The sequence below is a fragment of the Holdemania filiformis DSM 12042 genome (assembly GCF_000157995.1).
Taxonomy (GTDB): domain Bacteria; phylum Bacillota_I; class Bacilli_A; order Erysipelotrichales; family Erysipelotrichaceae; genus Holdemania; species Holdemania filiformis.
The window spans coordinates 16337-42227 of sequence record NZ_GG657556.1 but is presented as its reverse complement, the minus strand read 5'-3'; the positions used below and the strand labels follow the sequence as shown (position 1 = coordinate 42227).

General features: G+C 52.0%; 19 protein-coding genes and 9 tRNA genes. 5 read left to right on the top strand and 23 right to left on the bottom strand.

What is annotated here, in order from left to right; all coding sequences use genetic code 11:
* Position 1 precedes the first annotated feature (1 nt).
* The 3 genes from HOLDEFILI_RS06040 (at position 2) to HOLDEFILI_RS06030 (ending at position 2360) form a co-directional block, all read left to right on the top strand.
* Positions 2-595 carry a hypothetical protein gene (locus tag HOLDEFILI_RS06040; protein WP_006058637.1) on the top strand — a complete coding sequence of 198 codons (594 nt, stop codon included), beginning with the start codon at positions 2-4 and terminating at the stop codon, positions 593-595.
* A gap of 179 nt (positions 596-774) precedes the next feature.
* The gene (locus HOLDEFILI_RS06035) at positions 775-1602 is read left to right on the top strand and encodes a MerR family transcriptional regulator (protein WP_039864174.1); all 828 of its coding nucleotides are present in this window, start codon (positions 775-777) and stop codon (positions 1600-1602) included.
* Positions 1603-1907: 305 nt separating this feature from the next.
* Entirely contained in the window at positions 1908-2360 is a 453-nt protein-coding gene (locus HOLDEFILI_RS06030; RefSeq protein ID WP_006058635.1) for a hypothetical protein, read from the top strand.
* A gap of 129 nt (positions 2361-2489) precedes the next feature.
* On the opposite strand, the gene HOLDEFILI_RS06025 is transcribed toward HOLDEFILI_RS06030, so the two are convergent.
* The 9 genes from HOLDEFILI_RS06025 to HOLDEFILI_RS05985 form a co-directional block, all read right to left on the bottom strand.
* Positions 2490-3071, bottom strand: coding sequence for a TetR/AcrR family transcriptional regulator (locus HOLDEFILI_RS06025; protein WP_006058634.1), 582 nt, complete (start codon positions 3069-3071; stop codon positions 2490-2492).
* Positions 3064-7056 (bottom strand): efflux RND transporter permease subunit, encoded by a 3993-nt coding sequence (locus tag HOLDEFILI_RS06020; protein ID WP_006058633.1) that lies wholly within the window; start codon positions 7054-7056, stop codon positions 3064-3066. The genes HOLDEFILI_RS06025 and HOLDEFILI_RS06020 overlap by 8 nt, the downstream gene beginning before the upstream one ends.
* 160 nt (positions 7057-7216) lie before the next feature.
* Positions 7217-8029, bottom strand: a complete 813-nt coding sequence (locus HOLDEFILI_RS20040) for a response regulator (RefSeq protein WP_006058632.1) — start codon at positions 8027-8029, stop codon at positions 7217-7219.
* A complete protein-coding gene (locus tag HOLDEFILI_RS06010; RefSeq protein WP_006058631.1) occupies positions 8019-10580 on the bottom strand; it encodes an ATP-binding protein in 2562 nt (853 codons plus the stop codon). Before HOLDEFILI_RS06010 ends, HOLDEFILI_RS20040 begins: the two co-directional genes overlap by 11 nt.
* Positions 10577-11854, bottom strand: a complete 1278-nt coding sequence (locus tag HOLDEFILI_RS06005; protein WP_006058630.1) for an ABC transporter substrate-binding protein — start codon at positions 11852-11854, stop codon at positions 10577-10579. The genes HOLDEFILI_RS06010 and HOLDEFILI_RS06005 overlap by 4 nt, the downstream gene beginning before the upstream one ends.
* Before the next feature lie 446 nt (positions 11855-12300).
* Positions 12301-13785 (bottom strand): DNA recombination protein RmuC, encoded by a 1485-nt coding sequence (locus HOLDEFILI_RS06000; RefSeq protein WP_006058629.1) that lies wholly within the window; start codon positions 13783-13785, stop codon positions 12301-12303.
* A gap of 173 nt (positions 13786-13958) precedes the next feature.
* Positions 13959-15917: an alpha/beta hydrolase family protein gene (locus HOLDEFILI_RS05995; protein ID WP_006058627.1), complete on the bottom strand. Its 1959-nt coding sequence runs from the start codon at positions 15915-15917 to the stop codon at positions 13959-13961.
* Positions 15918-15944: 27 nt separating this feature from the next.
* On the bottom strand, positions 15945-16901 hold the full coding sequence (locus HOLDEFILI_RS05990; protein ID WP_006058626.1) for a carbohydrate kinase family protein: 957 nt from the start codon (positions 16899-16901) through the stop codon (positions 15945-15947).
* A 122-nt stretch (positions 16902-17023) separates the two neighbouring features.
* A complete protein-coding gene (locus HOLDEFILI_RS05985; RefSeq protein WP_006058625.1) occupies positions 17024-18244 on the bottom strand; it encodes a GGDEF domain-containing protein in 1221 nt (406 codons plus the stop codon).
* A gap of 311 nt (positions 18245-18555) precedes the next feature.
* Here HOLDEFILI_RS05985 and HOLDEFILI_RS19195 point away from each other — a divergent pair, with 311 nt between their 5' ends.
* A complete protein-coding gene (locus tag HOLDEFILI_RS19195) occupies positions 18556-18705 on the top strand; it encodes a hypothetical protein (protein ID WP_006058623.1) in 150 nt (49 codons plus the stop codon).
* 80 nt (positions 18706-18785) lie between these two features.
* On the opposite strand, the gene HOLDEFILI_RS05980 is transcribed toward HOLDEFILI_RS19195, so the two are convergent.
* The gene (locus HOLDEFILI_RS05980; RefSeq protein ID WP_039864171.1) at positions 18786-19655 is read right to left on the bottom strand and encodes a retropepsin-like aspartic protease; all 870 of its coding nucleotides are present in this window, start codon (positions 19653-19655) and stop codon (positions 18786-18788) included.
* Positions 19656-19863: 208 nt separating this feature from the next.
* On the opposite strand from HOLDEFILI_RS05980, the gene HOLDEFILI_RS05975 reads away from it, so the two are divergent.
* Positions 19864-20742, top strand: a complete 879-nt coding sequence (locus HOLDEFILI_RS05975) for a DUF362 domain-containing protein (RefSeq protein WP_006058621.1) — start codon at positions 19864-19866, stop codon at positions 20740-20742.
* Between the two features lie 81 nt (positions 20743-20823).
* On the opposite strand, the gene HOLDEFILI_RS05970 is transcribed toward HOLDEFILI_RS05975, so the two are convergent.
* The 13 genes from HOLDEFILI_RS05970 to HOLDEFILI_RS05910 form a co-directional block, all read right to left on the bottom strand.
* Positions 20824-21741, bottom strand: a complete 918-nt coding sequence (locus tag HOLDEFILI_RS05970) for a polyamine aminopropyltransferase (protein WP_006058620.1) — start codon at positions 21739-21741, stop codon at positions 20824-20826.
* A 424-nt stretch (positions 21742-22165) separates the two neighbouring features.
* A tRNA-Phe gene (locus tag HOLDEFILI_RS05965) sits at positions 22166-22241 on the bottom strand.
* A gap of 2 nt (positions 22242-22243) precedes the next feature.
* Positions 22244-22320 (bottom strand) — tRNA-Met (locus HOLDEFILI_RS05960).
* A gap of 23 nt (positions 22321-22343) precedes the next feature.
* Positions 22344-22434: transfer RNA gene (locus tag HOLDEFILI_RS05955), tRNA-Ser, on the bottom strand.
* Between the two features lie 9 nt (positions 22435-22443).
* Positions 22444-22520: transfer RNA gene (locus HOLDEFILI_RS05950), tRNA-Ile, on the bottom strand.
* Positions 22521-22540: 20 nt separating this feature from the next.
* A tRNA-Met gene (locus HOLDEFILI_RS05945) sits at positions 22541-22617 on the bottom strand.
* Positions 22618-22631: 14 nt separating this feature from the next.
* Positions 22632-22708 (bottom strand) — tRNA-Pro (locus tag HOLDEFILI_RS05940).
* A 40-nt stretch (positions 22709-22748) separates the two neighbouring features.
* A tRNA-Arg gene (locus HOLDEFILI_RS05935) sits at positions 22749-22825 on the bottom strand.
* Positions 22826-22925: 100 nt separating this feature from the next.
* Positions 22926-23012: transfer RNA gene (locus HOLDEFILI_RS05930), tRNA-Leu, on the bottom strand.
* A 7-nt stretch (positions 23013-23019) separates the two neighbouring features.
* A tRNA-Cys gene (locus HOLDEFILI_RS05925) sits at positions 23020-23093 on the bottom strand.
* A 143-nt stretch (positions 23094-23236) separates the two neighbouring features.
* Positions 23237-24319, bottom strand: coding sequence for an ABC transporter substrate-binding protein (locus HOLDEFILI_RS20225; RefSeq protein ID WP_006058618.1), 1083 nt, complete (start codon positions 24317-24319; stop codon positions 23237-23239).
* Entirely contained in the window at positions 24303-25106 is an 804-nt protein-coding gene (locus HOLDEFILI_RS20220) for an ABC transporter permease (protein ID WP_006058617.1), read from the bottom strand. The genes HOLDEFILI_RS20225 and HOLDEFILI_RS20220 overlap by 17 nt, the downstream gene beginning before the upstream one ends.
* Positions 25103-25891 carry an ABC transporter permease gene (locus HOLDEFILI_RS05910; RefSeq protein WP_006058616.1) on the bottom strand — a complete coding sequence of 263 codons (789 nt, stop codon included), beginning with the start codon at positions 25889-25891 and terminating at the stop codon, positions 25103-25105. The genes HOLDEFILI_RS20220 and HOLDEFILI_RS05910 overlap by 4 nt, the downstream gene beginning before the upstream one ends.

The following is a 25891-nucleotide window of genomic DNA, read 5'->3' as shown; positions in this document are numbered from 1 at the left end:
CATGAAAAAAATACGTTCTGTCTTGAATAAAACCGAGCTGGCGGGCGGTGTGCTGTTTCCGCTGTTCACGCTGTTTCTGATCCTGCGCGATGATCCGCTGACTACCAACTTATCCTGGGTTGGCAACGGTCTGGACTACCGCTTGTTGCTTGTGATCTGGGCTATCGTCGGCGCGCTTGTTTTCCGGGCGATGATCCGCGCGTTGGCTGAAGCGCTCGGCGTTTCGTTACAGCGGCGGGAAGATCTGACGTTTCTTCTGATGATCGCTTCGATGCTTGTGCCTTACCTGCCGGAATCCTTTCCGTTTCTGGCCCAGCTGCATATCCTTGTCAGCAATCTGGCCTTCCTGGCGCTGAATCTCTTAATCCTGCGCGTCTTCTATGCCGGACAGCGGCGAAGATGGCAGTTAGGCCGCTGGGGAATCGAAATGACCGCAGGGATTCTGATCATCTGCGCTTTATTGTATATCCGCTTTCTCAGCGTCAATTCCCTACTTGAAATGTTTTATACCGTGGCGATGGCCTGGCTGTTGATCCTCGCGCGCCGAAAATGCGGGCCGGCTCCGCAGGATAAACGTCCGGATTCTTCCCAATAAAATGAATCCATTCATTTTCACAAAAGCAGATCTTCGCCGGTCTGCTTTTCCTGTTTATCCCGGCTTGATAGTCAAAATCTACTGTTTGTCAAAAACTCCGGGCCTTATCCTTGAGGCAGACAGCGGGGTGGCTTATAATAAAACCAACAAAGTTCCAGACCAGGAATCAGGTGACAAGCATGGAAGAGAAAGAGATTTATACCATCACGGAATTCGCGGAGATGTTCCGCATTACCAGACAAACACTGATCCATTACGATAAAATCGGATTATTTAAGCCCGCGAAGATCAATGACAACGGTTATCGGCTGTACGAGCATTCGCAGAAACCGAAAATGATCGAGATCATGCAGCTGAAAGATGCGGGGATGTCGTTATCGGATATCATGGAAGTCATGAAAAAAAATAATGCGGATTCAATCTTAGCGCTTTTCGATACACAGATTGCGAAATTAGATGATCAGATTCTGGAATTACAGATGAAAAAACTGATTACACATCACCGGAAGATGTACTATCAGTCGCTATTTGGAAAATACGAATTAAACAAGATCTTTGTCAGTGAGGAACAGGAAAGAACCGCCTTCTTCGCCCCCTTTGATTTATCGCTGGAAGAAGACGCGATGATCGACGCCGCCTATCGGAAATGTGTGGAATTGACGTTACAGCACACCAATATCCAATTTGAAGGCTGCGGCGTTCTCTTTCGCAAAGGAGCGTGTCACAGCGCAGATCCTTACCGCGACAGCGGCGTCTTCTTCATCATCGAAAATATTTCGGCCGATCATTCCAATGTGATCACCCTGTCCGGCGGAATGAAAGTAAAAAAATATTTCTATGGCAATCCCGGACAATTTGAACTCTTATGCGACGTCATGCAATATATTGACGACCATCATTATGAAGTCACCGGCAATATTATTCTGCACAATATCGTCGAAAATTATTACATCGCCGGTAAAAACGATTTGAGTATGCTGGAAGTTCCGGTCAGAAAATTACCCTGAAGAAAAAACTGATCCCCTTCAGGATGAATCCGTCAACTCATTTCTACCACGCTTAAAATTTGAAACGGCATCACGCCGGCAGCGCAAAGTAAAAACAAACCTCTTTGTGCCGCCGGCCTTTTTGTATGTTGGGGTTGAAGAAACATGGGAAAATCGATGTCTGTTTTCAGCGATGCCTGCTTTCATCCTTTAGTAAACTTTTTTGAAAGTTAATTTAAATGGGAAAAGGGATTGACTGTATTCCTGCTATACAGTTTATCATGGTCAACGTATGATGCTTACAAAGCACGGAAAGGAATAGAAAGATGAAGAAATTTTTAGCTTTAGTCCTGGCAGCGGCCTTGCTCGCAGGCTGCAGCGCTCCGGCAGAACCAAAACCGACACAGGAACCTACCCCGACGCCGGAGACAGAAAATAAAGAAACCGAAAAGAAGGAAGTGGCAACAAGCGGAAAATACGTTGTTGTCAACACGACGGGAGAAACAATCACTGAACTGTATATCTACAAAACAGGTTCAGAAGAGAAAGGCACGAATTACGCGGATGGCGGCCTTGCGGATGGCGAAAGCGTAACGATTGAAGTCCAGGTTGATGAAGCGGAAGCGGAGGGCTATGCCCAGACCCTAGAGTTCGTTAATGAAAGCGGAAAGGTTGAAAATGGTTTCCAGACGCTGCACTTGGAAGATGTAACGATAAATCTGCTTGCGGAAGGTGCGGACGCTTACACAGCGGCTACGCCGTTCCAGTTTGCTCACTAATTTGATTTTATCCTGACTGATAAATGAAGAAAAGAAGATGGAGTCTTAGGGTCTAACTAAGTTCTCTCATCTTCTTTTTTTATTTCAGATTCTAATGTTCATTATTGCTTTGTCATTTTTAATTGCCGTTCATGCCAGCGCTTCCCGCAACCCCTGCCAGGCATAGTCCGCGGCTTGAGCGGCGGAGATCTGTAACTGCGGGTTGGTAATTTGGAAGCAATACGCCTGCATGACGCCGATCAAGACAAAGCGCTGATACTCCCGCGGCCGCTGCGGCTCGATTACGCCTTCCTGCAGCGCCTGGTCCAGCAACAGATCGATTAAACGGATCATCTGGCGCATAATATTTTCCATCGCTTCCTCGCTGACGTATTGTTTTAGCTCCCGCTTGCCGACGCTGGACATCAGCGTCTGAAACGGCGAGAACTGACTCAGCGCTTTTTCCATCACTGTCAAGATCTGCCGAAAGCCGGCCTCGAAGCCCTGTTCGAATTGAAGCAGGCCGCAGAAGTTGTCAAATTCTTTATGAAATGTATACAACAACGTTTCCCGGATAATTTCCTCTTTTGAAGAAAAGTATTCATAACAGGTGCCCTTGCCGATCCCGCTGGCTTCGGCAATTTCCGAAACCTTCAGCTCATTGAGCGAGCGGCCCTGCTGCACCAGGCTGATCACGCCGAGATAGACCTGAGTCTTCTTCTCCTCACTCATGCGCCGGTTCCGCCTTTGCTTTTTTGCGGTCCTTGCGGCGGCTTGTCACTTCGATCATGATCGGCACGACAAACAGCGTCAGCACCGTGGAATAAGTCAGACCGCCGATTGTAACGATCGCCATGCCCTGCATCATATCGCTGCCGGTGCCGATTCCCAGCGCCATCGTCGTCATCGCCAGAATCGTCGTCAGCGCCGTCATCAAGATCGGACGCAGACGGGTCCGGCCGGTTTCAATGATCGCTTCGCGGGTGGCATAACCCCGTTCTTTCAGCTGGTTGGCATAGTCGATAAAGACGATGCCGTTGTTGACAACGACGCCGCACAGCACCAGAAAGCCCAGCATCGCGACAATGCTCAATTCCTGACCGGTGATCAACAGGCCCAGGAAGCCGCCGGTAAAGGCCAGCGGAATCGTAAACATAACGATAAACGGGGATAACAGGCTCTGGAACTGAGCGACCATGATCATGTAGATAAACGCGATCGCCAACAGAATCATTTGAATCATCGTGACCATCGTTTCCATGATCGTTTCGTTTTCACCGCTGAACTCCAAGCTTACTGATTCCGGCAGTCCGCTGGTATCCAGCTGCTTCTGCACGTCGCGGGTAACGAGGCTGACGTTGTAGCCCTCCTTGATCGTACCGCTGACATTGACAAACCGGCGGGAGTTTTCACGGTAAATGCTGTTCATGCCGGTGCCGTTTTCGATATCGGCAATCCGCCACAGCTCGACTTCCTTTTCTTCCTGATTTTCGGTTCCCTTCAGCTTCATATCCTGCAGGTTATCCAGCTGGGTTAAGGAAGCGGCGTCCTGAACGATGACGACGGGATAGTCCTTGTCCTGAATCGCCAGAGTCGTGCTGGTCGTTTCCTCTTTAATACTGGAAGCGACGCTCTGATAGACCTGCGCTACGGTCAGGCCGTATTTCATCGCTTCATTCTTATCGACGATGACGCGGACTTCCTTGACCGGATCCTGCTGACCGTCGTCCACGACGTCGATGCCTTCGATCTGCTTCAACTGATTGCCGATTTGGATCGCGGACGCCTGCAGCTCGTCCAGATCATCGCCGTACAGTGTCATCGCGACGCCGCTGCCGCCCAGCACGCTCAAATCCATATTGCTTGTGGAAACTGCCGCATCAACAGGCAGATCCGCCAGAACCTGCGGGATTTCCGCTTCCATTTTTTTCGTATTCGCTTTTTCTTCCGTGATGATATAGAAGGTCGTGGAGGTATTGCCGCCTCCGCCCATCATCGTGGACAGGCCGCTGCCGCCGCTGGTAACGCCAACGGTCTCAACGCCTTCCACCTGCATCAGCCGTTCCATGACCTGATCGTACATCGCGAAGCATTCCTGATCGGAAGCCTCCTCATTCTGCATCGTTACGCTGACCGACATCTGGCCGGAATCCATTGACGGAATCAGCGTCATCCCCATGTTCATAACGCCGATCGTACTGAAAATCAACAACGCGATGACGCCGCCCATGACGATCAGCTTGTGACCCAGCGACCATTTCAACAGCCCGGTATATCCGCTGACCAGCTTCTCAAAGAAGCCGTGCTTCTTTTCATTCTGCTTTTTCAGCATTTTGCTGGCAAGCATCGGCACCAGAGTTAAGGCGACGATCAGCGAGGCGAGCAGCGAGTAGGCAATCGTCAGCCCCATATCGACGAACAGCTGACGGGCCAGACCGGTCGCAAACACAATCGGCAAGAAGACGCAGACCGTTGTCAGCGTCGAAGCGATGATCGCTCCGGCAACCTGTTTAGCGCCTTCAATCGCCGCGTCGATCAAGCCGACGCCCTCGTTGCGCATCCGGTAGATGTTTTCAATAACGACAACGGAGTTATCGACAAGCATCCCGACACCTAACGCCAGACCGGACAGCGAGATAATATTCAGCGTCACACCGCTGAAATACATCAGCACCATGGCGAACATCAGCGAGATCGGAATGCTGAGGGCGATGATCACCGTCGGCTTGAGATCGCGCAGGAATAAGATCAGAACGATAATCGCCAGAATGGCGCCGTACAGGAAATTCTCCAGAACGGAATTGACGATCATATCGATATAGACGCCCTGATCCATCAGGGTTGAGAAATGCAGACCTTCATACTGCGTGCCCAGCTTGTCAAAGGTTTTATGCAGGGCTTTGCAGACGTCCGCGGTCGAGGCGGTCGAGCTTTTCTGGAAGGAAAGCATGATGCCCGGATTGCCGTTGACGCGGGTATATAATTTTTCACTGTTATTGACGATCTGAACGCTTGCCAGATCCTTCAGCCGGACTTCTTCCAATCCGTCGATCTCCATCGACATGAGAAGCAGATTTTCCACTTCTTCCAGCGAAGCGAACTGATCTCCGACCTTGATCAGCAGCGAATCGTCGTTGGAGGCGATATAGCCGGCCGGCATCGAGAAGTTCTCCGCCGTCAGCATCGTCGAGATCATGCTCGGCGAAAGGGCTTCGGAAATATTTGCTTTTTTCAGCGCTTCATCGCGGGCGTCGGCAATCTGTTTCAAGCCGTCCTCAATCTGCGTCTTGGCGGATTCCAGCGTTGTCTTGGTCGTGGAGATCGTCATTTCGCCCTTGGTAATCTCACCGGCCGCAGTCAACTTTCCGGATTCCAGCTTGGACTGCAGACTGTTGAGGTCGGAAACGTCGATCCCGGCTTTTGTCAGCATACTGCTGGCCGCCTGCTTCACGCCTTCAGCCGTCGCGATTTCGATTTCAACATTGCTTAACTTGACCTTCGCGTCGTCGTACTTTCCTACCATTTCTTTCATGGCGTCTAAATTAGACGAAAGTGCATTTAACGGGGTTAAAGCTTGATCTATGGTTGCTACTGCGCCCGACAGTGCTGCTTTGACCTCTCCATAATTTGTTATTTTAGTCAGATCAACTTTAAATTTGCTTAAAATGAAAGTTATTTCCTCAGGTAATGGCTGATCAGCTAACGAAGTATCATCTGATATTTCATTAATAAGAATTTGATAGTTCGCAAGTGCATCTTTACTTTGTGTCAACATAGTAATGGTCGCAGGCAAACTCTCCAGATATTCTATTAATTCCTCATTCGTTGCATCAGGATTGTCCGGAACTTGTGTTCTCAGCTGATCCACGCCGCTGACGATCTGTTCAAAGGCCGCCTTCTCCGCTTTCAGCTGAGTGATCTGCGAATCCATCGCGATCAGATTCGTCGCCGCCTGCTGCAGCTGAACGGAAGACTGCGCCAGCTTGTCATAGGTTTCATTTTTCGTACTGGTTAATTCCGACTCACCGTCGGTGATTTTCTGCAGGCCGTCGTTGACCTCCTGCAGCTTTTCCCGCAGTTCCCGTTCGGTCTTTGCCAGCTCGGAATCGACGCTGTCCAGCACTTTGTTGTTGATCGCATCGATCTTGTCATGATCAAGCACGATCTGCACGGTTTCTTCCAACAAACCGGTTGGATCCACTGACGCGACGCCCTTGGTCTTTTCCAGCTCCGGTACGACCTTCTCATTGACAAAGTCGCTCAATCCCTGCAGGTCATGACCGTCATAATCTGCCGTCGCCATCATGATCGGCATCATGTTCGGGTTGATTGCCATCAGCGTCGGACTGGAAATCGTTTCATCCAGATAGCCCTTCACCAGATCAATCTTGGCATTCAGATCGAGCATTGCCGTATCCATGTTGGTATCGTCGGCAAACTCCAGAATAATTAACGATAAATTATCCGAAGAAATCGAACTCATATTCGACAGGTTTTCTGTCGTGCTGACCGAGGATTCCAAAATCCGGGTCAGACTGGTTTCTACTTTTTCGGCGCTGGCCCCCGGATATGTCGAATAGATGACGACATAGGGCAGCTCCATTTCGGGCAAAAGGTCAGTTGTTGAATTCATAAATGAAATCACGCCCAGCAACAGGCACATGACCACGCCCACAATCACAGTATAGGGTTTCTTAACACTAAACTTAGAAAACATAGGCCTCTCCTTTTTCCGACCGACTGGTCGGTCACTTCGCTATTGTATTCCTTTCCCTGCGAAAATACAATTGACAAACGCATGAATTTATCAATTTCCAAGCCTTTCCAGCAAAGTAAAATCCCACCCGAAGGCGGGACGTGGAAAAGAACATCAATTATTATTCCGGCAGATTCTCATCCGAATTTTCGTTTGAGAGAAACCGGCGCAGGATCTCCGCGAGCCGGTCCATGTCGATCGGCTTGGCAAAATGGGCGTTCATCCCGGCCTGCATCGCCAGCCGCACGTCTTCTTCAAAGGCGTTCGCGGTCATTGCGACGATTGGCAGCGTTTTACTATCGCGGCGGTTGAGCTTTCGGATCTGACGGGTCGCCTCGTAGCCGTTTAAGCGCGGCATCTGAATATCCATCAGCACCAGATTGTAATACCCCTCGGGACTGGCCGCGATCCGGTCCACCGCAGCCTGACCGTCGGCCACTTCGTCGAGTTGAACGGTGATCAGACTGGCAATCATTTCCCGGGCGATCTCGCGGTTGATCTCGTTATCCTCGGCCAGAAGCAGGCGGCATCCGCTGAAATCCGTGATCACCGGCTTTACCTCAGCCGGCTCACGCCGTTCGTCCTCCAATTCGTTAAGCAGGCGGCAGATTTTGAAACGGTAGAACGGTTTGGTCAAAAAGCCGCTGACGCCGCTTTGCCGTGCCTGTTCTTCGATATCCGACCAGTCGTAGGCTGAAAGAATGACAATTTCAGGCTGGGCGCCCAGTTTTTGCCGCAAGGCCTGAACGGTTTCCAGTCCGCTCAGCCCCGGCATTTTCCAGTCGATCACGATCAGCCGGTACGGATCCTTTGCGCACTGTGCCTGTTCCGCGGCGTCCAACGCCGCTTCCCCCTTGTCGCGGTAATCGCAGCGCAGCCCCAGCGCCGTCATCAATTCTCCGGCTTCCTCGCCGATCTTCGGATCATCGTCCACGACCAGAATGTGCGCGCTCTGCCAGCTGGCAGGAATTTGTTCTTCGGTTTGACTTTGCAGCGGTAAAGGGAAGAATTACAGTGAAGACCGAACCCTGTCCTGCCGTGCTTGTGACCTGAATCTCGCCGTTCATCAGATCAACGAGATTTTTTGTGATCGCCATGCCCAATCCAGTTCCATTTTCATTCCGGGCCTGCGGGTGATCCGAACGTTCAAAGGGCTGAAACAGACGCGTCATGAACTCCGGCTCCATCCCGATTCCGGTATCCGCACACCGGAACACAAAATTCTGACACCCTTTATATAAGCTGGAACGCTGACTGATTTCCAAGGTAATCGTGCCGCCTTCGGGCGTATACTTCACAGCGTTGCTTAAAATATTAATACACACCTGACGGATCCGCAGCGGATCGCCAACGACCCCTTCCTTCTCCAGCCGCTCCGGCTGGAACTCAAAGATCTGATTTTTTTCTTCTGCCTGCGGCCGGACCAGCTCGACAACCTCGGTGATCAGCTCGGCAAAATTAAATGGTTCCTGCGCTATCGTCAGCTTGCCGCTCTCAATTTTCGACATGTCGAGAATATCGTTGATCAAGCTTAACAAATGCTTGCTGGAAAGACTGATTTTGCGCAGACAGGCCTGGACGCGTTCCGGATCGTTGAGATGCGCACCGGCAATTGCGGTCATGCCGACGATGGCATTCATCGGCGTTCGGATATCGTGGCTCATATTGGACAGGAACTGACTCTTTGCGGCGCTGGCCGCAGTCGCGTTCTCCAAGGCGGTTTTCAGTATCTCCTGCTGGCGCTCCGCTTTTAAACGCTGTTCATCGGTCCGGCGGGAAATTAAAATTGCCAGCTGATCTTCGGAATACGGGTTATTGACATGGATGATCTGCGTCGTCGTCCAGTGAAGCTGCTCGTCGGTCAGCTTCATTTTCATCTCCAGCACAACCTCGCCGATTCCGCCGGCAAACGCCTCCTGCAACGCATTCAGCTGAAATTGGCGATAATCCTGCCTGAATTCCAGATCAATGGACGCTTCCAGTTCAGCGTATAACTGGCTGTAAGTTTCTTGTTCGCCCAGCCGTATCATCAATCCCGGCCGGACATAGACGAACTGCACCTGGTCCTGCGTCAGATTCAGGCTGATGATCACAGGATAGGCGTTGGACAGCGCGCTGACCAGCGTCAGCCGCTCCTGCAGCGTTCTTTGTTTTTCTGCTTCTTCCGCCTGCTTTTCCTTGGTGATGTCGTGAAACGCGTAGATCAGCACCGGTTCGCCGTTTTCATCCAGCGTTTTTTCAATAATCCCCGAGGTCCAGAACACACTGCCGTCCCTATTCTTCATCATCTCGACAAGGTTGATTTTTTCCCCGCTGCAAATCGCCGCTTCAATTTGTCCGGCAAAGTGTTCGTAATCCAATTTAGGCATCGAAGCCCGCAGGTCAAGATTGAGAACTTCGTCTGAATTTTCCAGCGTATAGCCCATCAGCCGCCAGCCTTCCCGGTTGAGCTGAAGCAGGCGATAAGGCTGAGTGGTGGAGATTAACGCGACCGCTTCCGGCAGCGCGTTATAAAGATGACTGATATAATTGGTTTGATGCGTCAGACGGCGCTGCGTCTTGGTCATGTGGCGCAGATAAAGCAGAACCAGCGCGCTGATCCCCAGAACTGCCGAAGCCACCAAAGCCAGCGACTGTCTTAGCAGCGCGTGAGTCTGAGCATTGACGGCAGCTTCCGGAATTATTGAAATTAACGCCCAATCCGAGTGCAGCCCGACCGGCGTAAAACAGAACACCGTGCGTTCGCCTTCATAGGTAAAAATTGCCCAGCCGGTTTCTGCGGACTTCAGTGAATCCGCAAATAAAGCCAGAGCTTGGGAATCATTGCTTTGGGAAGAAAGCATATCCAATAAATTCTGCACCGTTTTGTTGCTTCGCGGATGCGGAGAACGGATCAGGACATCGCCGTCCGCGTCGACGACATACGAAAACCCGGCGTCGTTATAGAAGGACAGCGTAAACGTATCGACAATGCTGCGGACTTCAAACTCCTTTATCAAATACCCCTTTTGGTCATCTGAAAAATCAACTTCGAGCACTAAGTCGAATACATCCATGCCGGTCACGCTGCTGATGTGCGGATCGATCACGGCCTGATCGCCGCCATGGGGATCCAGCTGCGCGAGCGCCTGCTGATCACAGGGCTGGTCTGACGGCAGGCAGACTTGTTCGCCGAAAATCAGATGGACGCTGCTTTCCAGCGTGTTGATTTCACGAAGCAGCGTGTCGAGAGCGGCAGAATCGGATGCCGGATAGTCTGCCAGACGTCCGGCGATGTTCCGCAGATCCGCATAATTTTCGTCTAACTGCACAGCCAGCGTACTCCGGCCCTGACGCGTCGATTCTAAAATCGTATTGATCGACTGCTGCCACAGCTGGGTTTTCACATTGCTAATAAAGTGTGTCGTCAACAGGCAGAGCGCCAGCGCCAGCGCTGCTGCCCCTACTGTGACGGTGCGGCGGGTATTGCGTACAAGTTTCTTCATGATTGTTCCTCTTGTTCAGCGTCCGCGTCCAGCTGTTCCATGACCTGATCCAGAGCTTCGCCTTGAAGCAGGCGGACGACGGCTTTCGCGGTCAATTCCCAGATCGGTTTATCCAGCAGGGAATCCGAGCCGATCACAACTCGTCCGTCCGCATACGCCGGAATCAGCGGCTGAATCTGCGTCAGCGTGGAATGACCGCCGTTTTTTAACGGACTGAACGAAGCCTGCTGATCGGCGAACTTTTGAATGTTCTCCGGGCGGGTAAAAAACTCTACGAAACGCAGCGCTTCTTCGCGATGCGGACTGTCAGCATTGACGCTCAGCCGGGTGTCGGCATTGATTACCGCAAAGCTGCCGTCCTCCAGCAGCGGATAGGGAACGACAGAAAACGCAAAATCCGGGTTCTTCTGCGCCAGCCGTCCTGCAGCCCAGGCGCCGGTCAACAGAAATGGTGTCTGTCCGTTCGCAAAAAGCTCCAGATCGTCGGAGGTCTTCTGTGTCGCCAACGTGGCTTCCGGATCCAGATAGCCGTTGGCGATCATCGCTTCGACATACGCAAAACCCGGCCTCAGCTTTTCGCTTAAGGTTGCGGATCCCAGATTCACCTGTTCAAAGTAGTCCGCCTGCTGCCGGGTCTGATAGAGCGCTGCCAGTCCGATACCGATCGCGACCGTCTTCAGGGATATATCGTTATTCGCGATTACCGGTGTGATTTCCTGACTGACAAAGTAATCGCAGACCGCTTCCCATTGAGCCAAGGTTTCCGGCACATTTTGATGGTGTTTTTGCAGCAGATCAAGATTACAGTAAAGACCAAACACAGAGACTGTCGTCGGCACCCAATAGATATGCTCTTGTTCCCGCATTTGACTCAACATTTCATCCGTGTAGTTTTCTATGGTCGCCAGGCCGGAGAGATCGGCGAGCTGTCCCTGGGAGGCTAAGATCAGTTCAGTGTCATGATTGATCATAAACACATCGTCGCCCTTGCCGTTAGCCATGCGTTTGAGCAGCGCCTCATAATACGCCGAGCCTTTAAGACTTTCGTAAGCGACGCGGATATCCGGATTTTCCAGCATGAACTGCGAGATGATTTCTTCGATCACCTGCACGTTTTCCGGTTCGTATTTATTGCCGAAGTAGGTCAGCGATACCCTCGATTCTTCATTGGAAGGCAGAATGATGACCGGATTGGCAGGCCCTGCGCAGCCTGTAATGATAAATAAGACAAGAGCCCAGACGCCCAACGAATGTCCTTTGTTTTTTCGCCGCATCGTTTCCCCATCTCCCTTTTAGCTGCCTTCTGCTTTCAAATCAGACCAGGCAGCGTATTCTTTTTTCTGATATGATCTAAATTGAATCAGATATGGACTATCAAAAATAAAAATTTCTGATTCCCAAAATCCGCTTTTCCCTATTAGTGAGTCTCCGATCTTTCTGGTATTTCATCAATTCCAATTTTGTCTTTTTTAGCATACCATAAAGGGACTTTGATCAACAGAGTTCACAATTTAGGAACATAACGGAGGATAGCTTGGAAAACAAGAGAAAACCAACATCGGTCAACGCTAAAAAAAGAAGCCGGGGAATTCAATTCGAATTTCCGTGCTTCTTCAAAAAACGATTTTCCCTATGATCTCTGCACAGATTTTATGAATCAACTGATCGCGGCTCCTGCGCTCCCCGCGATTCTTATCCGCCTTGTCAGTTCATCAAAAGCTTACACTTCGACCGGACTGTCATCCTCAGCCGCGGTTTCCAGCAGCTGGGCTGACTGAGCCGGATCGAGCTTGTCGACCGCCTTCAGCTTGCGCTGAATCATCCGCGTGCGTGTGCCGACGAGCTTATCGAGTTCTTTATTCGCCTGATCCAGCCGCTGCTGGGTCATCGCCAGTACGTCGTGGAACTTATCAAATTCTGTTTTCACCGCACCCAGGATCGTCCAGACCTCGCTGCTGCGCTTCTGGATCGCCAGCGTTCTGAAGCCCATCTGCAGACTGTTGAGCAGCGCTGCCATCGTGCTTGGTCCGGCGATGTTGATGCGGTAATCCCGCTGCAGCGTTTCGACTAAGCCGCGGTTGACGACTTCGGCGTACAGGCCTTCAAACGGCAGAAACAAAATCGCAAAATCGGTTGTGTAGGGCGGTTCGATATATTTATCGTGAATATCCTTGGCAAAGGAACGGATTCGCTGCGACAGCACGTTGACAGCCTGCGTCACGGCTTCCTGACTGCCGGAATCGTAGGCATCCTGCAGGTTGGAATAGGCGTCGGCCGGGAATTTGGAGTCGATCGGCAGCCATACCGGCTGATCGTCCTCCCCCGGCAGCTTGATCGCAAACTCGACGACGTTCTTGCTTCCCGGCACTGTCGCGACGTTGGTTGCGTATTGTTCCGAGGACAGAATTTCTTCCAGGATCGCGCCCAGCTGGATTTCCCCGACGATGCCGCGGGTCTTGACGTTGGACAGCACTTTTTTCAGATCGCCGACGCCGACGGCCAGCGTCTGCATTTCGCCCAATCCCTTATAGACCTGTTCCAAACGATCGTTAACGAGCTGGAACGACTGCGTCATCTTGTCCTCCAGCGTCTTCTGCAGCTTTTCATCGACAGTCTGCCGCATTTCATCCAGTTTCCGGTTATTGTCCTGCTGGATCGCGGCCAGTTGTTTTTCAATCGTCTGACGCATGTTTTCCAGTTTCTGCTCGTTCCCGGTTTCAAAGGTTTTCAAGCGGTTTTCCAACACGCTGAACTGATTGGCCATCGCTGTGTTGAGCGTATTCTGCTTTTCCGACAGCGACTGGCTGATCTCGGAGAATTTCCGGCTCTGCAGCTCCGAGATTTGTTGCTGATTGGAGCTTAACAGCGCGCTTAAGGACTGCAGCATTTCACGCTGGGCTGCCTGCTGCTGCAAAACGCTGTGATTCATGGCGTCGAGCTTCTGGCTTTCCGCCTGAAATGCGGTCTGTTGATTGGCGCTCAGCATTTCGCCGACTAACCGCACGGCGTTCTGTGCCCCGTCGACAATTTCCTGCCGGCTCTGCCGGTCCTGTTCCGCCAGCGTCGCCTGCAGCGTACTCAGCTTTTTATTGAAATCCTGCGCTTCAAGTCTGGCCAGCCGCCGGTTGACGGCCATCATCTGAAACAGACAAAACAACGCGGCGCCGGCGGCGATTGCCGTCAGAATTAAAATTCCTGTTTCCATTCGTTTATCCCCGCTTTCTCATGCCAACAGCCGGCCTTGGCCGGCTGTCCGGTGTTCTTCATTATACAGGAAAAACGGCTTGAACACCACTGCGCCGCAGCGACTTTCAAGCCGTTAAAAATCCAAACCTGTCTTTCAATCCAACGATACGGATTTCTGATATTCTTCCAACTTTATTTCTGACAATGCTGATTCATCCAGCCGGTGATCTCGCGCAGACGCTTAAAGCGGTGCAGTGGTTTGCCGCTGCGGGACAGCTCGTGGTTTTCCCCCTTGAACAAGCAGGCGCGGGCTTCGACGTTCAGCACCTTGAAGGCCGTAAACATTTCCATCGCTTGCGATACAGCGCAGGTATAGTCCTCAAAGGAATGAATAAACAACGTCGGCGTTGTGCAGAAATCCGCGTATTTCAACGGCGAGTGATCCCACATTTTTTCCATGTGATTCCACGGTTTGCCGCCGTCATGCAGATCGTCGTCATAGCTGATCCCGGAGGTTCCGTAATCGCTGATCCAGTTGGAGATGCTGCGCTGACTGGCGGCCGCGGCGAAGCGGTGCGTATGCGTGATGATCCAGTTGGTCATGTAGCCGCCATAGCTGCCCCCGGTAACGCCCAGCCGCAGCGGATCGATCTGCGGGTTCTGTGCCAGGATGTGATCCGTAAATTCCATAATATCTTCATAATCGATCGTTCCATATTTCAGACGCAGATCCGCAAAGGCGTCGCCATAGCCGTCGGATCCGCGATGGTTGCAGAAAAAGACATAATAGCCCGCGCTTGCCCAGACCTGCATTTCGTGGATCAACAGTTCGCCATACGTCGTGCGCGGACCGCCGTGAATGTCCAGGATCGCCGGATATTTCTGATCCGGCTGCCAACCGACAGGTTTGATCAGCCAGCCATCGATCGTCTGACCCGCGGAATTGACAAAACCGGCGTACTCAACAGGCTGAACAGCCTTGTTTTGGAGGTCTTGCTCGCTGATCTGCGTGCGCCCTTTCAGCGTTCCCGATTCGTCTGCCGTATAGACTTCCTGTAGCCGGCCTGGTTCCATCGCGCAGAACACATATCCGGATTCCGTCAGATCAAAGCCGCTGACGGCGCCGTTGAACGCGACTGCTTTTTCCAAGCGATCTCCCTGCAGCCGCATCAGTTCCGTACGATACCCGATCGTGGATGTAAAATAAAGCACATCATCTTTCATCATGAACGTTTTTCCTGATCCATAGCGGACGTCGCTGTTAACGCAGCTGCCGATGGAATATTCGTAATCCAGTACCTTACGGACTTCCCCGCTCGCAACATCGCAGCGGTAGAAATCACAGCTCGTACCGTTGCCATAGGCCTGCATATCGGTTGCCATCAACATCAGCACATCGTTTTCCGCGGCGATCGCGCCGATCCGCAGTGCTCCCTGCGGCACTAGCGTGCGCGAGGTGTGCGTTTCAAGATCATAACAGACCAGCTCCGATGTTTTCGGCTGCACATCCCGCCAGTTCTTTCCCGTATAGAATATCCGCTGACCGCTGACGATCACCCGGCCGCAATCATAGCCCTCCGGCGTGATCCGCTGATGCTGACCTGTGCGTTTGTTCCAGAGCAGGCAGCCGCAGCGGTCTGAATCGATGAATCCGGCGCCGTTGGCAACAAACGGGACTTCATGCAGAATCACATAATCCTGCGCGTCGTCCAGTTCTTCCTTGGATGTCGTCTGGGGATCTAAAGTATGTAAATTTTCCTGAATCTTCAAAACCACCCAATCGCTGTCCGCTACCGGCGTCATCTGCAGGACGGCGTAGGGAACTTCAAACGCTTTCCGGGCTTCGCCCTGATTCAGGGATAGCCGGTAATAAACGGTTTTCTGTTCATACGGTTCCGGTTTATCCTGCGGCTTGCGCTCCGCCGCGAACAGCACCGTGTTGTCATCCTCAAAGCAGAATGACGAAACCTTGCCGTCGCTGATCAGCGGCTTCAGCTGCATCGTCGCCGGCTCCAGTTCCATCAAATTGGTGCGGTAGCCATTTTCCGCCTTGTCCATCTGCGTTTGCAAGCACAGGATATGCGTTTTGGAGGCCGCCAGGCTGTGTACGAAATGGTAGTCGGTTAAGTCTTGAATTTGTATTCTTTCCATGTTGTTTCCCACCTTACTATGAATTGGTTACAGGATACCGCACTTTCCCTCCGCCGGCAAGTCCTTTCCGGCGTTTTTCCGCCAGGTGTTCAGCACGGCATCGAATTCGGTTTCATCCAGACGGGCAGAGGATCGGGCGACAACCCGGGCGGCCATCGCATTAGCCAGATCCACCGCCATGGCCAACGGCCAGCCCAGCTTCAGTCCCGCCAGCACCGTTCCAGCATGGCAGTCGCCGGCGCCGATCGTATCGACAACCTCTGCCGCGACACCCGGAAGTTCCTGGACATTGCCCTCTGCTGAACAGCACACCGCGCCCTGTTCGCCCCGGGTGATGATCACAGCCTGACCAAACCGATCATGCAGCGTTCTCGCGGCTTCTTCAATCTCTCCGGTCTTGCTTAGCCAGCACGCTTCCGCTTCATTCAAATGCAGGATCGGCCGGCACGCTTCCATTTGCTGCCAGTGGAATGCATCTAAATGCATCAGCCGCGCGCCCGGGGCGAAGAAAACCTGCGGCCCGGGATGATCGCGCAGCCATTTCAACATGGCCTGTCCGCTCGGCTCCTCCAGTTCAATTCCGCAAACATACACATAGTCCAGCTGCGCCGGATCGAGGTCTGCCAGCCATTCTTCGCAAAAGCCATATTCCGCGCCATGGGTTGATAAAAACGTGCGCTCGCCGCTGTCCTCCACCAAACACAGGCAGCAGCCGTTATCCTGACCTTTCACCCGCACCGCCGGCGACAGTCCTTCTTCCCTCAAAAGTTTCTCGGTCAGCTGGCCGAAAACACCGTCGCCCGTCGGCGAACAGTGAAACAGCGGCAGCTGGAACAGCCGCAGCATCCGCGCCGCATTATAGGAACAACCGCCCAGCGCCATCGTCATGGAACGTGTATTGATATCCTCCTGGGTTACCGGCAGATGCGGCACCCGGACGATCATATCGATCACCGTCGAGCCCAGAATCAAGGTTGTTTTCATTTTCCTTCCCCTTTCATTGATCCGTTGATTTTATCATACCACGCCCATTCGCAAAACGGACGGCAATCTCACCCAATTAAAAAGGGAAGCGTCGAAAACATAAATCAAGAATTCAACATGAATTAATAGAATACACAGCTGTTTTTTCCCTGGCGCTTAGCCTGAATCAACGCCGCGTCGGCTTTCAGAAATAATTGCCGGTACGTCGTTCCCTGCACGGGAAAGAAGGCGCAGCCGATGCTGCAGGAAATTCCCGTCAGGACAGCCGGAGGCTGATGCCGATGCTGCAGCTTCTGACGGATCTGTTCCAGACGGGCACTGGCCTGTTCGCCAGTGCCCGCTTCCTGCAGTAAAACGACAAATTCATCACCGCCGATCCGGCCGACTAAATCCTCCGGCGCAAACAACTCGCGGATTTCAGCCGCGGTCTGCCGCAGCGCTTCATCGCCGCAGTCGTGTCCATAAGCGTCGTTGATCTGTTTGAAATTATCAATATCCATCACTGCCAGCGTCATGCGTTTCCCCTCCGGGGCGCAGCGCAGCGTTTCCTCGATCAGCTGCTGGATCTTAAAACGATTATATAATCCCGTCAGGCAGTCCTGGTGCGCCAGCCGCCGCAGCCAGTGAAGCTCGCGCCGCTGCTGATCGATATCGCTTACCAGGCCCAGCACCTTCACCGGCTGGCCCTGCCCATCCTTTTCAGCCGTCAGCTCCAGCTTATACCAGCGAAAGTCTTTCCCACCGCAACGCAGGCTGAGCTCAATGGGCGGGACCGGCTTTCCCTGCCGCAGCTGACTCTGGATTTCCGCGATCTGCGCACCGGAGAGTGAGTGCTGCCGGCGTGCCGGATCCTGAAACAGATTGGAAAGCGCAGGCTGGAAATGAAAATGCGCGAACCAGTTCTCCGACACCCGCAGCGTATCCTGACAAAGATCCCATTCCAGCCAGAATTTCTGCGTCTGCGTTAAAAGCAGCTCCAAGTCAGAGCTGCGGCCGGATGTGGCTGCGCTTTCTGTTTTCACTGCCGCTTCCAGCAGCGTCAGATGAACGAGCTGACCTAAAAGCACATCGATCACAAGCCCATACCGCAGCGGCTTTCCCGCGCACTGCACCGTTCCCCGCTGCAGCATCAGCTGACCGGAAAGCATCTGGATCCGGGGTTCGCCGAGCGTTGTCAGCTGCGGCTGTTCCCACAGCCACCGCGCGGCAGCTTCCCGGCCATAGATTTCGATCTCCCCGCTCACAACAGCCGCTTCCGGCCGCAGCCGGTGCGCGAGCTCCGTCCGCTTTCCCGCCTGGATCAGACGCGTTAAATCTTCTAAAAAACAAACGTTTCCCTTCATCAAAATTCCACCTCTTATCAGATTTATTGTAGTGGCTGATTGCGACGAAGGTTGTCAAACTTTGTCAAGTGAAGAAAGCCGTTGGCGGATCTGTGCCTTGCAGAAGTGGAAGTTTTCTTGGAAAAAACATCAGATTTCACGTTTTTTCACGACTGTTCTGGGAAATCAAGGCTGTTTTAAGCGGCCGTCAGGAATCTGTAATAAATTGTTAAGCTGCCGTTCATTTCCCCAACGGCTTCGTATGTTATAGTAAGATCAAGAATAAAAGAGCGTTTGGCGCTTATGCTGAAAATAAAAGGAGGGAATCCCCAATGCAAAAAAACCTGACTGCACTCTACAAGTTAGCCGCAATCCTGATCGTGATCGCCTCTGTCTTCTATTTCTCTTCCGGCGCGCTCAACCAAACGCCGAATTTAAACACTCCGAATATGCCGCTGTCGCAAATTCTAATTCCAAACTAACGTTGCGATTCTCTGAAAACGCCGAAGTTGAAAGTCCTCCCTGCTTTCAGTTCTCCGGCGTTTTTTGTTTTTATTCTATGTCAAACCCGGCGTACCGGCCGATTGGAATTCGTAGCCTCCGGTTTGAGCTCCAGGCGGCGATTAGGATAATCCAGGCGCCAGCTGCACCCTGCCAGCACGTCTGCGCCCAACAAGCCGGCGACCGCCTGATCCCGCACGGGATATAACGTTTTATTGATCACGGGAACGTCGCTGAGGATCATTTCGGCTGTTCCGATCCGCAGAGGAAGTCGAGCAAGCCGTTTGGCCGGAACCTGCGTCGTTCCATCAACGCCCGTCAGCGTTTCCAATTCCAGCGGCAGTGATTCAGGCAATCTTGAATAAAACAAGGACCCGCCGGTCGTGCTGGTATTGCCGCTGTCAAACCCCCAGCATAAAATCTCGCCGTTCGTTTCCGCCTGCACCACAGGCATAGAATCCCAGCCAGTCAATTCATGAATCGTGCTTTTTTCCGGAAGCGACGGCTTCCCTGACAACCGCTGACTTTTTTCATCCCATTGCCAACAGCCGAACTGAAGAACGTCCCACCCCAGCAATCCGTCGATTTGTGCGGGATGTCCAGTTTCCAGCTCAAAGACAAAACAGGCGTCCGGCAGCACCATCCACACCTGTTCCGTCACCGTCAGCGGGCCGATCTGCACGGTTTCCGCCAGCCACTTCTCGGCCTGAATCCGTCCCAGACCGCTCCCGCCGCCCGCAATCTGTTCATGCAGCGGCCGCAGCCCCGCCGCTTCCGCAACCGATCTGCGCACAGCACTGCATGAAGCGCCGGTATCAAATAAAACAACGGCCGGCTGCCCTTGAAGCTGAATCGGAATCGGGAACACGTTGGGCAGACCCCGGTCAATCCGGGGCAACGGTTGTTCCGCCTCCATCCATGTTAATTTCATCACTCGTCCTTCTCCTTTCAACTTCCTGCTTTCAGTATAACAGGAAAACCTATCCCTGCCGCACCCAATCCCGGATTTCTCTGCTGCGTGAAAGAAAACGCGGACAATTCCATAAAAAAGGATTGACTTGGAGTGAACTTCAGGCGTTACAATAAAGTCACGAGGAAACTGACGCCTAGACGGTTTCCAAAGTAAGGAGGTCCATTCCATGGAAAAATCAAAAGTTTATTTTACCAAGATCATCACGCCGGAAAAAATGATCGAGATGGAGGAAATTCTCGGCCGCGAGCTGAAAGGCAAAGTCGCGGTAAAGCTGCACAGCGGCGAAGTCGGCAATCAGAACTTCCTGCGTCCTGAATTTATGAAACCTGTCATTGAAAAGGTAAACGGCACGGTCGTTGAATGCAACACTGCTTATGAAGGTCAGCGCAATACAACGGAAGCGCATTGGCATACAATGGAAAAGCACGGCTGGTCTAAACTGTTTCCCGTCGATATTCTTGATGAAGACGGCGATCTGGAGCTGCCGGTTGAAGGCGGAAAGGTAATCCAGAAAAACTTTGTCGGCGATCATCTGAAAAATTATGATTCCATGTTGGTGCTGACGCACTTTAAAGGACATCCGATGGGCGGCTACGGCGGCGCGTTGAAAAACATCTCGATCGGTCTGGCGTCCAGCTATGGCAAAGCTTACATCCATGGCGCTGGGGTCGCGGAGAATATCTGGTCATCCGATCATGATCAGTTCCTGGAATCGATGGCCGACGCTGCGAAATCCATTCTCGACTATGAGAAAGAAAACATTGTCTTCATCAACGTAATGTGCAACATGTCGGTTGACTGCGACTGCTGCGCGAAAGCGGAAGATCCGAAGGTCAGAGATATCGGTATCCTGTCCTCGCTGGATCCGGTCGCATTGGATCAGGCCTGCATCGATCTGGTCTATCAGTGCGAAGATCCAGGTAAAAAAGATTTGATCGAACGGATTGAATCCCGCCACGGCATCCATACGATTGAGGCCGCTGCCGCATTGGGGATCGGTTCGCGGGAATATGAACTGATCGACGTCGATTCCCTTACAAAATAAACGAACTCAACTCTAAAAAAGAGGAATTCAGCGGCGGGCGCCCCTTGATTAATCAAGCGACCTGTCCAAATTCCTCTTTTTTTATTGATCCGCGTACTCCTTCATGACCTGATTCCAGCGCAATACGGAGTTGACCGAGGTTTCCAGCCAATAAAGAAACCGGGTGCCGGGCAGCCGCGGCTCCCGCGTCCGCATTGCCTGGACTAACGGCGCTCCATCCGCGGCGTTATGCCACAAGTCGACGAAGATCGTGTCTACTTCGCCGGGTTTCAGTCGGTCCACCGCCGCGAAGGCATCGTCATGGATAATTTTTAATTTTTCCGGCTGTTCCCACTGCGGCAGAATCCACTGCGTAAACCATTGGATGACCGCGGCTTCCTTCTCCACGACAATAATCTGTTCGACATTGTCCTTGCGTGAAAGATGATAGGCGAAATAGCCTAAACCCAAGCCGCAGACCAGCACCCTTCCCTGGGCTTGTTTCAGCAGCGGGCGCATTGTGTTGATCTCGCTGGGGATCACGCTCATCCACTCAACGCCGTTTTCATATACACAGGGATAGCGGTATTCCGTGTTAAAATAGCCCAGCTGCGGACACTCCGCTCCGGTTTCATCCACCCGGTAGTCGTCATAGATCAGGATTTCAAACGGCTGATAGCGTTCCCAGCGCACCGTCCAGGCACCCTGGGCCGTATCCGGAAAATGGATGTTGCGCAGATAAGCGTCGGCTTCATATTCAGCCGCGGACAAACAGCGGAATCCCGGCTTGAAATATTGGTCGGCCAGACGGTGGTGCAGCGGATTTTCATCCAGCTCCAGACCTGCGATAATACAAAACAGAGTGTAGACGGCGTCCGTTTCTGATAATCCGCAGCTATGGCACAGAGATTCAACCATCTCCCGTTCAATCGCGCAGGCATTTTCTCGCAGATAATCCGCAGCGATCTGCGTCATTGCGGAGTTAAGTTCCAATCTTTGTTTCAGCTGTTCCTTTGTCATTGAAGTTCCTCCTGAATTGCCGTGGGGTTTGTTTCGAGATCAGAGATAAGATCTGCCGCCTTCAGAACGCTCATTGCGTATTGAGCTGCGACGGGATCTCATTGGCTTTGCCAATCTGACCGCATTGGGTTTATGGGATCGAGGGATCGCAGGAAACAGGAAATCGGGCGGAGTCTCATCCTCGCTTCCCCTAAGCCGGCGCTGGCTGCCGACAGGGTCCGCCAGGCAACGCAGATTGAGAGAATCCCAAGATTGAAAACCGGAGCGGATCTCCCTCCGCAATTTGCGGACGAAAACGGCTTGGGCGCCTGGATCCACGTAACTTTGATTCGTCGGGCTCCGCCTGAATCCTTCCCCCTGAACACCGTTCAATCCCTTCGTTTACTATACAAAAAAACCTGTCAGCGACAGGATTTTTAATAAGTGGTGGTTCCAGCCGGGATTGAACCGGCGACACATGGATTTTCAGTCCATTGCTCTACCAACTGAGCTACAGAACCATTGGTTGCGGGGGAAGGATTTGAACCAACGACCTCCGGGTTATGAGCCCGACGAGCTACCAGACTGCTCTACCCCGCGATAACTAAGTATAAAATTTTCAATGGCGGAGGAACTGGGATTCGAACCCAGGCGCCGGTTTCCCGACCTACCGGTTTTCAAGACCGGACCCTTCAACCACTTGGGTATTCCTCCAGAATGACTTGGTGGACCCTGTAGGACTCGAACCTACGACCAGCCGGTTATGAGCCGGCAGCTCTGACCAACTGAGCTAAGGGTCCGCAGATCCTAAACAATCAAATGGTAGCGAGGGTGGGACTCGAACCCACGACCTTCCGGGTATGAACCGAACGCTCTAGCCAACTAAGCTACCTCGCCAAAAATTTAAATCATGGTCGGGATGACAGGATTCGAACCTGCGACCCCTTGATCCCAAATCAAGTGCACTACCAAGCTGTGCTACATCCCGAAATATAAGTTCCCGAAGGGAACTGTTTTTTTTAATAAAATGGCGCGCCCAGTAGGAATCGAACCCGCAACCTTTTGATCCGTAGTCAAACGCTCTATCCAGTTGAGCTATGGGCGCGTATCTCGTTGTTCTTATCAACAACGCTTTGTTATTATAACAGAGTTCGTGTCGATTTGCAACAACTTTTTTTATTTTTTCACAGCTTGATTTTTAGGATTGGTGGGGATGACGGGACTCGAACCCGTACGATGTTTCCATCACCGGATTTTAAGTCCGATGCGTCTACCGATTCCGCCACATCCCCAATTTTATGGAGGTACCTGCCAGATTTGAACTGGCGATCACAGAGTTGCAGTCTATTGCCTTACCACTTGGCTAAGGTACCATTTCGCTGTGCTTTATTATTATATATGAACTCCTATTAAAATGCAAGGCTAAAATGAAACGAATTTCAGCGTACTTTCAAAACAAAAAAGGCGCCGATCTCAACGCCTTTTCCGTTCTGTTTCGCTCTGATCCGTCAGACTTTTAACTGTTTTTGACTTTAATCCACAGATCCGCTAATTTCTTTTTCAGGATCTCATTATGCTTGAATACTTCATCCTTGGCATATCCGACACGCGGCAGATAAGCCGGATTTCCGTCATATTCCCCGCCTGCGGCGCTCATTTCGTCCAACACGTTCTTGTTGCTGGAAGCGTAGCCGACCGTACTGGAATTATCATAAGAAGCGTCGTCAGTCAGAATGTAATTGATGAATTCATTGGCCAGCTTCGGACATTTAGCGTTCGCCGGGATGACCATCGCATCGCTCCACAGGTTTGTGCCTTCCTCCGGCAGCCAGTAGGCCATATCCTCATTTTCCGATAAAATGTAAGCCGCGTCGCCGCTGTAAACGACGGCGATATCCTTTTCACCGGTGACCATGCCGTCGATGACTTCATCCGTCACATAGGAAGGATCGACCTTCTTATCCATGTCCAGCAGCCATTCATAAGCTGCCTGAATCTCGTCTTCATTTTCTGTATTCATCGAATACCCCAGCGCCTTAAACGCCATCATAAATGAATCCCGCTCGGAATCATAGACGAACACATGTCCCTTGTATTTCTCATTGCGCAGCACGTCGAAGCCCTGCGATTCCACATCTGCCGGATCGACGTTGTTCTTGTTGTAGACAATTCCGACCATGCCCCAGAAATACGGTGCGGAATAGGTATTATCCGGATCGTAGGACAACCCCTTGACGCCGTCGGCCAGGTTCGCCAGATTCGGAATCATCGACTTATCCAGCGGCTGAAGCATATTTTCGTCGATCATCCGCTCGATCATGTAATCGGAAGGCACCAGCACGTCGTACTGACTGCCGCCCAGCAGCTTCGTATACATTTCCTCGTTGGAGGCAAACATGGAGTAATTGATTTTGACATTGTACTGTCTTTCAAAATTGGACAAAACGTTTTCCCCGACGTATTCACCCCAGTTGTAGACATTCAGCGTGCTGCAGCCATAGACCTCCTGCGGATCGATGTCGCTCTTGCCGCCGCCCCCGCAGCCGCCAAGCGAAACGACCATCAGGCCGCACAAACCCAGTTTAACCCAGTTTTTCATTTTTCTTCAATTTCCTTTCTTTCACCAGCGGAATGACGTTGACCAGAATCAGAACGACGGTGATCATCACCACAATGATTGTGGACAGCGCGTTGATGCTCGGATTGATTCGTTTATACATCGAATAGACGTAAATCGAGATGTTGTTAATGCCCGGACCGGTCGTGAAGAACGAGATAACGAAGTCATCAAACGACATCGTGAAGGCGATCAAAGCGCCGGAAACAATCCCCGGCATGATCTCCGGAACGATCACCTTGATCAGAGCCTGCCATGGCGTCGCGCCCAGATCCAACGCGGCTTCCGGCAGGTTGGGATCCATCTGGCGGAGCTTGGGCATGATGCTAAGCATGACATAGGGAATACAGAACGCAATATGCGCCAACAACAGCGTCATGAAGCCGGTTTTAATATTTAACGAGGTGAACAGAAGCATTAAGCCGATCGCCGTGACGATTTCCGGATTCATCATCGGCAGATTGTTGATCTGCAGCGTGAGTTCCTTGACGATCCGCTTGGATTTAGACAGACCGATGGCCGCGATCGTGCCGACGATCGTAGAAACCACCGTTGCGATCACCGCGATGACCACGGTGTAATAGATCGACTCCATAATCGTGCGGTTAGCAAACATCTTTTCATACCACTGCAGCGAGAAGCCGGTGAATTTACTTAACGACTTACTGTCGTTGAAGGAGAAGACGATGACATAGAGAATCGGCAGATAGAAGAACGCGAGAACCAGCACCAGATAAAACCGGGAGAACAATGATTTCAATTTTTTCATGCGCGGGTTTCCCCCTTGTTCTCATAGTCGACCTTCTTGGTGATGAACATCGAGATCATGATGATCACCGCCATGATCAGCGAAATCGCCGAACCGAAGTTCCAATCGCCGGTGGAAATAAAGTAGTTCTCGATCAGGTTGCCGACCAGGACGTAATCGCCGCCGCCCAGAAGCTTCGGAATGAAGAAACTCGATACCGCCGGAAGAAAGACGAGCGTAATGCCGGAGATGACGCCCGGCATCGACAGCGGCAGCGTGACGCGCAGGAAGGTCTGCACTTTGTTGGCGCCCAGGTCCTCCGCTGCGGTTAACAGGCTTTGATCCATTTTAGTCAGCGACGTATAAATCTGTAAAATCATAAAGGGAATAAAGTTATAAACCATGCCGACAAACACCTTGAATTCGCTGCTGACCGGAAAGTTCAGCAGAATGCCGCGCCAGGCGTAGGTTCTGACCAGCATGTTGATCCACATCGGCAGTGTGATCAGCAGCACCATGACCGATTTGCGGTTGCCGTCGAGCTTGGCGATGAAATACGCCGCCGGATAGCCTAACAGCACGCAGATGACCGTCGTGATCAGCGCGATCTTTAACGACCGCCACAGCACGTTGGGAAAAATACTGTCGGAGAAAAAGCGGGCGAAGTTATCGAGCGTAAACTGCAGCGTCAGCACCGAGTTGCCCTGCTTGGTGAACGCGTACAGCACGATCAGAAGCATCGGCGCCAGAATCATGATCGCGATCCATACCAGATATGGATACAGCATGCGCGCAAACGATTTCAT

Excerpts from the sequence above, each read along its gene's own strand:
- HOLDEFILI_RS06040 (WP_006058637.1), top strand. The coding sequence starts at position 2 with ATGAAAAAAATACGTTCTGTCTTGAATAAAACCGAGCTGGCGGGCGGT.
- HOLDEFILI_RS06035 (WP_039864174.1), top strand. The coding sequence starts at position 775 with ATGGAAGAGAAAGAGATTTATACCATCACGGAATTCGCGGAGATGTTC.
- HOLDEFILI_RS06030 (WP_006058635.1), top strand. The coding sequence starts at position 1,908 with ATGAAGAAATTTTTAGCTTTAGTCCTGGCAGCGGCCTTGCTCGCAGGC.
- HOLDEFILI_RS06025 (WP_006058634.1), bottom strand. The coding sequence starts at position 3,071 with ATGAGTGAGGAGAAGAAGACTCAGGTCTATCTCGGCGTGATCAGCCTG.
- HOLDEFILI_RS06020 (WP_006058633.1), bottom strand. The coding sequence starts at position 7,056 with ATGTTTTCTAAGTTTAGTGTTAAGAAACCCTATACTGTGATTGTGGGC.
- HOLDEFILI_RS06010 (WP_006058631.1), bottom strand. The coding sequence starts at position 10,580 with ATGAAGAAACTTGTACGCAATACCCGCCGCACCGTCACAGTAGGGGCA.
- HOLDEFILI_RS06005 (WP_006058630.1), bottom strand. The coding sequence starts at position 11,854 with ATGCGGCGAAAAAACAAAGGACATTCGTTGGGCGTCTGGGCTCTTGTC.
- HOLDEFILI_RS06000 (WP_006058629.1), bottom strand. The coding sequence starts at position 13,785 with ATGGAAACAGGAATTTTAATTCTGACGGCAATCGCCGCCGGCGCCGCG.
- HOLDEFILI_RS05995 (WP_006058627.1), bottom strand. The coding sequence starts at position 15,917 with ATGGAAAGAATACAAATTCAAGACTTAACCGACTACCATTTCGTACAC.
- HOLDEFILI_RS05990 (WP_006058626.1), bottom strand. The coding sequence starts at position 16,901 with ATGAAAACAACCTTGATTCTGGGCTCGACGGTGATCGATATGATCGTC.
- HOLDEFILI_RS05985 (WP_006058625.1), bottom strand. The coding sequence starts at position 18,244 with ATGAAGGGAAACGTTTGTTTTTTAGAAGATTTAACGCGTCTGATCCAG.
- HOLDEFILI_RS19195 (WP_006058623.1), top strand. The coding sequence starts at position 18,556 with ATGCAAAAAAACCTGACTGCACTCTACAAGTTAGCCGCAATCCTGATC.
- HOLDEFILI_RS05980 (WP_039864171.1), bottom strand. The coding sequence starts at position 19,655 with ATGAAATTAACATGGATGGAGGCGGAACAACCGTTGCCCCGGATTGAC.
- HOLDEFILI_RS05975 (WP_006058621.1), top strand. The coding sequence starts at position 19,864 with ATGGAAAAATCAAAAGTTTATTTTACCAAGATCATCACGCCGGAAAAA.
- HOLDEFILI_RS05970 (WP_006058620.1), bottom strand. The coding sequence starts at position 21,741 with ATGACAAAGGAACAGCTGAAACAAAGATTGGAACTTAACTCCGCAATG.
- HOLDEFILI_RS20225 (WP_006058618.1), bottom strand. The coding sequence starts at position 24,319 with ATGAAAAACTGGGTTAAACTGGGTTTGTGCGGCCTGATGGTCGTTTCG.
- HOLDEFILI_RS20220 (WP_006058617.1), bottom strand. The coding sequence starts at position 25,106 with ATGAAAAAATTGAAATCATTGTTCTCCCGGTTTTATCTGGTGCTGGTT.
- HOLDEFILI_RS05910 (WP_006058616.1), bottom strand. The coding sequence starts at position 25,891 with ATGAAATCGTTTGCGCGCATGCTGTATCCATATCTGGTATGGATCGCG.